Raw genomic sequence first — 6,000 nt, forward strand, 5'->3', positions numbered from 1 at the left:
AAACTGAAAGACTTAGATTCATCTTACCATGCGCCCGGTTTCATGCAACTGATTGACTGGTTAATTGTCTTGCTGTATCTCATCGTAACAATGGCGATGGGGTTGTATTTGTCTCGTAAAGGTTCCAAAAGCCTCGCTGATTTTTTCGTTTCCGGGCGATCGCTTCCCTGGTGGTTAGCCGGAATTAGTATGGCGGCGACAACGTTTTCAATTGATACGCCTCTCTATATTACTGGAATTGTCGCCAACCGAGGCATTGCAGGAAACTGGGAATGGTGGACGTTTGGCATTTCTCACGTCATTATGGTGTACGTTTTCGCCCGGATGTGGCGACGTTCAGAAGTTCTCACCGATGCCGAATTAACCGAAATACGTTATGGTGGTAAAATGGGGGCAATTTTACGGGGTGTAAAAGCATTTATTTTTGCAGTTCCGATTAATTGCATTGCCATTGGTTACGCCATGTTAGCGATGGTAAAAGTCGTAGAAGCATTAAATATTTGGCAAGCTTTGGGGATTGACGCAACAGAAACTAATCTGAAACTTTTAAGTGTAATTGGAGTCAGTATTTTTGTTTTATTTTATGCTGGTTTAGCGGGTCTTTGGGGCGTTGTAACCACAGATTTCTTTCAGTTTTTTCTAGCCTTATTGGGTGCGATTATTGTTGCCTTTTTTGCCGTTAATAGTGTGGGCGGAATTCAGGAGTTGGTCATAAAAGTTCCCCTCGCTTCTCCAGACAAAGATATATTATCTTTACTTCCGATTTCGGTGGGCGGTGAAAATGGATTTCTCGCCTTTAGCAAAACAGCCGGAATTTCAGCAAGTACCTTTTTTGCTTATATTTTTATTCAATGGTGGTCATGGCGACGCAGTGATGGGGGCGGTGAATTTGTCCAACGATTTGCAGCAGCAAAAACGGAAGCAGAAGCCGAAAAAGCCGCCTGGACGTTTAATATTATGAACTATGTGATTAGAACTTGGCCTTGGATTTTGGTCGCCTTAGCTTCAATTGTTCTTTATCCAAATTTAGAAGATAAAGAGTTAGGTTATCCCCAATTAATGCTGGATTTTCTGCCACCGGGAATTTTAGGGTTAGTTGTGGCTTCGTTGTTAGCGGCGTTTATGAGTACGGTTTCAACTTCGATTAATTGGGGGGCTTCTTTTATTACGAATGACCTTTATCTACGTTTTATTAAACCTGATGCCTCTCAAACTCAACTGGTTTTCATGGGGAGGTTGTCTTCAGTTTTAGTCACCGCTTTGGGGGCAGGTGCGGCATTTTTAGCAACGGATGTTGCGACGGTTTTTCGGTTGGTGATTGCGATAGGTACGGGTTCGGGATTAATTTTAATGTTACGGTGGTTTTGGTGGCGAATTAATGCAGCAGCAGAATTAACCGCAATTGTAGCCAGTTTTTTTGTAGGAATGGCGACGAGTTTAGTCCCCATTTTTAAGATCGAAGATTTTGGCTTGCGGATTATGTTTATTACCGCTTGTGTAACTGTTTTGTGGGTGACGGTTTTGCTGTTGACTTCACCGGAATCAGAAGAAACTTTAGAAACATTTTATCGGCTTGTCAGACCCGGTGGGCCGGGATGGAAACAACAACGCCTGAAAACCGGGTTAACTCCGGTTCAAGATTTGGGGCGGGATTTACAAAAAGCGATCGCGGCTATTGTATTATTATTAGGAGCCTTATTGACGGTTGGTGGTTTTTTGTTGTTGCAAGAAACGTTCGGTTGGGTTTGTCTCATTTTGACGGTTGGGGGCGGCGTGGCTTTGCGTCAATTGAGTAAAAGCCGAGTGTTACCCATGCCCAGGCCAGGACTCGATGACGAAGATCTCGAAGATTATCAGTAGAAATCTAGACACAAAATAGATTACAATTAGATTGGAATTTTCTAGCTGAAGTTGAAAATCCTATGGCTATTTTTCGTCAATATATTGCACCCTTGATTGTCGTTTTAATTTTTCTATTGGCTCTGGTTGCGGTGAGTGCGCGTATTTTTTTACCCGGGGATCTAGCTGCACCTGCACCCATTGGAGAAGTCAGTCCGACGGGTGAACAAGCTCAAGTTTTTCTCAGTAATATTCGTGTCTGATTGGTCAATTCCGGGTTATCGATTACGTTTGGGTTCTCGTTTGGATCGGGCGTTGCTGTTGAAGTTTATGAACCGCACCTATCGAGAACTTCATCCAGAGCGCAACTTTAGCCATTTAGCGGATACCATTGAGCAGTATTTTAGCAATCAAACGCCTCTGTGGTGGGTAGAAGTTGCAGGCGAAGAATATTCTCTGGAAACAAACAGTCCTTTTCCCCCTTTACAACCGATTTCTCCGATTGCTTGTTTATGGATGGGAAATGCCATTGATCAGTTACAGGGTGAACGCATTGCTCATATTTTTCTACTGTATGTTCATCCTGACCACCGACGTCGTAGGATAGGTTCAGCTTTGATGAATCATGCAGAAAACTGGGCAAAACAACGAGGTGATCAGCAGATTAGCTTGCAAGTTTTCTCCCACAATCAACCTGCACTGAATCTTTATCAGAAACTTGGCTATCAAACTCAGTCCATTTCTATGTATAAGTCCTTATCCAATCTCGAAACATGAAACAAATCTGCGATCGCCTGCTAAGATGTCACCCTGATGCTGTAAATTAATGCTATGGAGGATGATGAGTTAAGTGTAATTCATAGCCCGCAAGCATGGGAAAGCCCACTGGATCATCTGGAGACATCAGAAACTCCCCAACCCGATCCAGAGGAGATGTTGCCGTTACTCGAATCACCGGAACCGCAACGCCGAATGATTGCAGCACGGGCATTTTGTGAGATTCAAGACAGGCGGGCTGTTAAGCCGTTAATTGATTTGTTGGCAGAAGCCTGTCCCTTAATTCGAGTCAGTGCAGCTTATGCCTTGGGACGAAACCCCAGTCCAGAAGCAGTAGAACCGTTGATCAAACAACTTGAACAAGACTGGAATGGTTATGTTCGCAAAGGGGTTGTTTGGGCGTTGGGAAATTGTCAGGATCAACGGGCTTTAATTCCGTTGGTGGATGCGTTAAAAACCGATATTCCGGCGGTGCGGTTGTGGGCCGCTAGTTCTTTGGGTCAAATGGCAAAAGTCGGGTATGATGTTGTCGTGCGGGCAGTTCCACCTGTAATTGAAGGACTGATCCGGGATGAAGTGGCGGCGGTTCGCAGTAATTGTGCTTGGGCGTTAGGTCAGTTGTGTCGAGAAATGCCTTCTAATGTCGTCTATGCAGGGGCGATCGATGGCTTAATTGAAGCCTTAGAAGAAGATCAAGATATGGGCGTGCGAGAAGATGCAAAATCTTCGTTATTGCGAGTCGGTGATCCGCGTGGGTTACAGATTATTGAGGAGTTACAACGGGACGGTTTATTGTAGTTTTCTAATCACTCGCTTTGCCAATTTGAGTAAAACCAGGAACAATATAGCGTGAACGCCTAGAGTGTAATCAATCAATATTCATGAACTTAAATACCATTACGATTTCTGCGGAAACCAACAACCCCGAAGGTTTAATTGTATTTCTGCATGGTTGGGGTGCGAATGCAGAAGATTTAGCTTCGTTAACGCCTTTGCTGAGACTAACCCAATATCAGTTTATCTTCCCCGACGCACCCTTTCCCCATCCACAAGTTCCGCTTGGACGGGCTTGGTATAGCCTAGAAACCCAGGAATACAAAGGACTCGATCAAAGTCGCCAAACCCTGATCGACTGGTTAACCTCCCTAGAAGCCACCACAGGTATTCCTGCGAGTCGGACAATTTTAGGCGGTTTTTCGCAAGGGGGGGCGATGACGATGGATGTGGGGCGAGAGTTAGGCTTGGCGGGATTAATTGTGTTGAGTGGCTATCTGCATTTTTCACCGGAACCTGTGAGTGGTTCTTTCCCTCCGATGTTAATTGTACATGGTCGCCTGGATCGAGTTGTGCCGTTGACTGCTGCTATCAGAGCTAGAGATCGTTTTCAGGAACTCGGAGCAGATATACAGTATCACGAATTCGATATGGCTCACGAAATTCGTCCGGAAGTTTTAAGTTTAATACGAAGTTTTGTTGTGGAGGTGATGTCGAAATCGGCTTAAAACCTTACACTATAAAAAGGGAGTCTGATGTGAGATTTACCCACACAAAGGCTCAAAGCAAATGCGATTTACCGGAGGTGGCTACAGATGGAAACGTTGACTCGATCCTCACCCCAAATTTCCACTCTGACTGTGGAAGATGTTGCAGAGTTGGCTGCACGTTTGGAAACTGATGACTATGGTAATCCATTTGATGGGCTCAATGATTGGCATTTGCTACGAGCGATCGCATTTCAGCGTCCAGAGTTAGCTGAACCTTATCTCTATCTACTCGATATGGAGACATACGACGAGGCGTAATCATCTTTCAAGATGATCTGCAATGGGATTAATACGGGGTTCACAGCATGGGCTGTAACCCTATTTTAATTGAAGAAGGCAAGAGGGAATAGGCAATCTTGCAGAAGCAAGAAGGCAGAAGTCAAAAGTTAAAAGTTAAAAGTTAAAACGGAATTCGGAACTCCTGAACTTCTAAACTTCTATAAGTATTTTAGCTTTTATGTTTTTAAGATAGAAGATGAAACCTATTTTACCTTCTCTGTTTGAAAAACGAATTTTAATCGCAGTGAGTGGGGGAATTGCGGCTTATAAAATTTGTGAGGTGATTTCTACTTTGGCGAAAGCGGGAGCGGAAGTTCGAGCGATTTTAACCGACTCAGCCCAACAATTTATTACGCCTTTAACTTTAGCAACGCTTTCTCGTCATCAAGCCTACACCGATGCAGATTTTTGGCAACCGACTCATGGGCGTCCGCTACATATTCAGTTAGGAGAATGGGCGGAATTATTGGTGATTGCGCCTTTAACGGCAAATACGTTAGCAAAAATTGCCACAGGAATGGCGGATAATCTATTAACAAATACACTCTTGGCATCGAGTTGTCCGGTGTTGTTGGTTCCGGCGATGAACCGTCAGATGTGGAAGCAGAATATTGTTCAGCACAATTGGCAACAGGTTCTCAGCGATCAGCGTTTTCACGGTATTAGTCCGGCTTCTGGGATATTGGCTTGTGATCTTCCTTTAAATGAAAGCGAAGGCTGGGAAATTGGCTCAGGACGCATGGCGGAACCGAAGCAAATTCTCGCTCATCTTGAGTCGTTGCTGCATACTGGGGGAAAACGCGATTTACTCGGAAAGCGGGTGTTAGTGAGTGCAGGAGGCACCCGAGAACATCTAGATCCGGTGAGGTTTATTGGCAACCCTTCAACGGGTAAAATGGGGTTGGCGGTTGCTGAAGCGGCAGTTCATCGAGGGGCGACGGTAACGTTGGTACACGCGCCGATGAATACGGAGTTAGTCGCCCAGTTGCCGGATGTAGAATTAGTCAGTGTGACGAGCGCTGAACAGATGTATCAAGCGATGTTGCAGCGTTTCCCCGAAGCGGATATTACCGTGATGGTGGCGGCTGTGGGGGATGTTCAGCCTGGGGAATACCACGAGGAGAAGCTTGCTAAACAGGATTTACCCACAGTTCTCCCATTAAAGCAATGTACAGACATTTTAGCAGAATTGGGTAAAATAAAGCAACCCCCTCAATTTTTAGTGGGATTTGCGGCACAAACGGGGGATATTTTAACGCCTGCCTTGCGAAAATTAGAAGCGAAGAATTTAGATATTATTGTTGCAAATCCGGTTGATCAAGCTAATGCGGGGTTTGGCAGTGATACGAATATAGCGACATTAATTAATCGGGCAGGAAAGCAGATAGATATTGGGGGATGTAGTAAGTTAAAATTGGCTCATCATTTATTTGATTTTATCGAAATGGGTAAAAAATAGAGGGAACAGTAATCAGTTTTGTAGGGGCGGGTTCCGACTTAATTTATGTTTTTCTAGAAAAAAGTTAAATAAAACCCCCCCGGAGTCAGAAGAAGGCGCGAA

The 6,000-nt window shown here is 44.5% G+C and carries 7 protein-coding genes; all 7 read left to right on the forward strand.

Annotated elements, in window-relative coordinates:
- Nucleotides 1–42: 42 nt before the first annotated feature.
- The 7 genes from WN50_RS22540 to coaBC all read left to right on the forward strand — a co-directional run bounded on the left by WN50_RS22540 (nt 43) and on the right by coaBC (nt 5,898).
- Nucleotides 43–1,860, forward strand: a complete 1,818-nt coding sequence (locus WN50_RS22540; protein WP_046277053.1) for a sodium:solute symporter family protein — start codon at nt 43–45, stop codon at nt 1,858–1,860.
- Nucleotides 1,861–1,922: 62 nt separating this feature from the next.
- On the forward strand, nt 1,923–2,102 hold the full coding sequence (locus WN50_RS22545) for a hypothetical protein (RefSeq protein WP_046277052.1): 180 nt from the start codon (nt 1,923–1,925) through the stop codon (nt 2,100–2,102).
- Nucleotides 2,095–2,616: a GNAT family N-acetyltransferase gene (locus WN50_RS22550; protein WP_046277051.1), complete on the forward strand. Its 522-nt coding sequence runs from the start codon at nt 2,095–2,097 to the stop codon at nt 2,614–2,616. The genes WN50_RS22545 and WN50_RS22550 overlap by 8 nt, the downstream gene beginning before the upstream one ends.
- A gap of 54 nt (nt 2,617–2,670) precedes the next feature.
- Nucleotides 2,671–3,414 carry a HEAT repeat domain-containing protein gene (locus WN50_RS22555; protein ID WP_046277050.1) on the forward strand — a complete coding sequence of 248 codons (744 nt, stop codon included), beginning with the start codon at nt 2,671–2,673 and terminating at the stop codon, nt 3,412–3,414.
- Nucleotides 3,415–3,497: 83 nt separating this feature from the next.
- Entirely contained in the window at nt 3,498–4,118 is a 621-nt protein-coding gene (locus WN50_RS22560) for an alpha/beta hydrolase (protein ID WP_046277049.1), read from the forward strand.
- Between the two features lie 87 nt (nt 4,119–4,205).
- Complete coding sequence (gene isiD, locus WN50_RS22565; RefSeq protein WP_046277048.1) at nt 4,206–4,418, forward strand: protein IsiD; 213 nt, start codon at nt 4,206–4,208, stop codon at nt 4,416–4,418.
- Between the two features lie 217 nt (nt 4,419–4,635).
- The gene (gene coaBC, locus WN50_RS22570; RefSeq protein ID WP_046277047.1) at nt 4,636–5,898 is read left to right on the forward strand and encodes a bifunctional phosphopantothenoylcysteine decarboxylase/phosphopantothenate--cysteine ligase CoaBC; all 1,263 of its coding nucleotides are present in this window, start codon (nt 4,636–4,638) and stop codon (nt 5,896–5,898) included.
- The last annotated feature ends 102 nt before the right edge of the window (nt 5,899–6,000 follow it).

The organism is Limnoraphis robusta CS-951 (genome assembly GCF_000972705.2).

Bases quoted from the DNA above. Each gene is read 5' to 3' on its own strand.
- WN50_RS22560 (WP_046277049.1), top strand. From the start codon at position 3,498: ATGAACTTAAATACCATTACGATTTCTGCGGAAACCAACAACCCCGAA.
- WN50_RS22540 (WP_046277053.1), top strand. From the start codon at position 43: ATGCAACTGATTGACTGGTTAATTGTCTTGCTGTATCTCATCGTAACA.
- WN50_RS22545 (WP_046277052.1), top strand. From the start codon at position 1,923: ATGGCTATTTTTCGTCAATATATTGCACCCTTGATTGTCGTTTTAATT.
- isiD (WP_046277048.1), top strand. From the start codon at position 4,206: ATGGAAACGTTGACTCGATCCTCACCCCAAATTTCCACTCTGACTGTG.
- WN50_RS22555 (WP_046277050.1), top strand. From the start codon at position 2,671: ATGGAGGATGATGAGTTAAGTGTAATTCATAGCCCGCAAGCATGGGAA.
- coaBC (WP_046277047.1), top strand. From the start codon at position 4,636: ATGAAACCTATTTTACCTTCTCTGTTTGAAAAACGAATTTTAATCGCA.